Origin of the sequence: Rhodococcus sp. (in: high G+C Gram-positive bacteria), assembly GCF_049591685.1 — a bacterium.
In the GTDB taxonomy this organism is placed as follows: domain Bacteria; phylum Actinomycetota; class Actinomycetes; order Mycobacteriales; family Mycobacteriaceae; genus Rhodococcoides.
In genome coordinates, this window is record NZ_JBAWFH010000515.1 from 1 (window position 1) to 1,815 (window position 1,815).

General features: G+C 64.8%; 3 protein-coding genes and 1 pseudogene. All 4 read left to right on the top strand.

The features are described 5' to 3' along the window. On the top strand, positions 1 to 782 hold a 782-nt coding region (locus tag WBQ44_RS21075), incomplete at its 5' end, for a CPBP family intramembrane glutamic endopeptidase (RefSeq protein WP_495568617.1). A 179-nt stretch (positions 783 to 961) separates the two neighbouring features. After that, a complete protein-coding gene (rpsP, locus tag WBQ44_RS21080; RefSeq protein WP_495568618.1) occupies positions 962 to 1,444 on the top strand; it encodes a 30S ribosomal protein S16 in 483 nt (160 codons plus the stop codon). Next, positions 1,441 to 1,683 carry an RNA-binding protein gene (locus WBQ44_RS21085; protein ID WP_495568619.1) on the top strand — a complete coding sequence of 81 codons (243 nt, stop codon included), beginning with the start codon at positions 1,441 to 1,443 and terminating at the stop codon, positions 1,681 to 1,683. Before rpsP ends, WBQ44_RS21085 begins: the two co-directional genes overlap by 4 nt. Before the next feature lie 8 nt (positions 1,684 to 1,691). Then, positions 1,692 to 1,815, top strand: a pseudogene (locus tag WBQ44_RS21090) (ribosome maturation factor RimM); the annotation flags it as partial.

The window sequence follows — 1,815 nt, forward strand, 5'->3', positions numbered from 1 at the left end:
GGTCGGGGATGGCTCCGATGAACGCCGTTCACCACGTCGACGCGGGGTTGTCGCAGTCCCACTGGCGTGCGGAAGTCGCGGCGGCACGCAGACGCCCGGGGCAACGATGGGGAATACCCGCGACTGCTGCGGTACTGCTTCTCAACCTTGCCGGGTTCCTGACGCTTCCCTTCCTTCTGAACACGGATGTGCCGGGATTTTTTGTCTTCGCCATCATGGTTCCGAGCGTGCTGGCCCTCACGTTGTCTCTGGCGTTCAGCTGGTATCGCGGCAATGGTCCGGTCGTGGACTTCGGACTGCCGACTTCGGTATCGGAGTTCGGTGGCCAGTTCAAAACCGGCGTTGCCTGGGGTTCGGCTGCTCTCGGAGGCGGCTTCCTCCTGGCCCTCGTCGTGCTGTCCCAGACGGACCTGTCGGACCAGGCGCCCCTCGGTGGGCTGCCCGATGTGCCGATGCCGTGGAAAATCGTCCTCGCCCTCTGGATCTGGTTGGGGGCACCGTTCTGCGAAGAGATCATGTTCCGCGGAATGCTCTGGGGGGCGCTCGAACGCCGCGTGGCGCCGACCGCGTTCTCTTGGCTGGGCAATCGCTGGGTGATCCTGGTGATCACCGCTGTGCTGTTCGCGCTGTGGCACCGCGAGGGGTGGAGGTTCGTGGTTCTGCTGTGGGGCGGCATCGCCATAGGCATGGCCCGCATGCGATCGGGATCTGTCACAGCGTCCACGACGGCCCATTCCGTCAACAACACCCTTCCCGCCCTCGCGGTTCTGATCGTTGCGTGAGCCGGTCGGGTACGGGCGATTAACTTCTCGCGGCCATCGTCTGGCACAATAGGCTGCTGTTCGCCCGTCCACCGGTTACGTACCGTACGGCGGTCACAACACCCCTTCAACGCAAAACCGGGTGCGCAACCCATGCGCACCGCAGAATTGCGCCGTGACCACTTCGAAAGGCTCCATTCATGGCTGTCAAGATCAAGCTCATGCGTATCGGTAAGATCCGCACCCCGCACTACCGCGTCGTCATTTCCGACGCTCGCACCCGCCGTAACGGCCGTGCGATCGAGACCATCGGCACGTACGAGCCCAAGCAGGACCCCAGTATCATCGACATCAACTCGGAGCGCGCTCAGTACTGGCTGGGCGTCGGTGCACAGCCGACCGAGCCCGTCGAGGCCCTGCTCAAGATCACCGGCGACTGGCAGAAGTTCAAGGGCCTCCCCGGTGCCGAGGGAACCCTCCGCTTCGCCGAGCCCAAGCCGTCCAAGCTCGACCTGTTCAACGCTGCGCTTGCTCAGGCCGACGCCGAGCCGATGGGCGACGCCACCACGGCCAAGAAGAAGAAGTCGGCAAAGGCCGATACCGCTGCATCCTCCGACGCTGCAGCGTCCGACGCCGCCACCGAGACGGCAGAGGCGCCGGCCGCCGAGGCTGCTGAGAAGTGAGTGCCGTTGTCGCCGACGCCGTCGAACATCTCGTTCGCGGCATCGTCGCCAATCCTGACGACGTTCGCGTCGACATGATCACCGGTCGCCGCGGTCGTACCGTCGAGGTGCACGTGCATCCCGACGACCTCGGCAAGGTGATCGGTCGCGGAGGTCGTACGGCCACCGCACTGCGCACGCTCGTGTCCGGTATCGGTGGGCGCGGGATTCGCGTCGACGTCGTCGACACCGACCAGTAGAAGTACGCATGGAGCTCGTTGTCGGTCGTGTGGCAAGGTCGCACGGCGTCAAAGGTGAGGTCGTCGTCGAGGTTCGCACCGACGAGCCCGACGAACGCTTCGCTGTCGGAGCTGTACTGCAGGGGCGTATAC

What these genes read in the sequence shown, in the direction of transcription:
- rpsP (WP_495568618.1), top strand. Translation starts at nt 962, where the DNA reads ATGGCTGTCAAGATCAAGCTCATGCGTATCGGTAAGATCCGCACCCCG.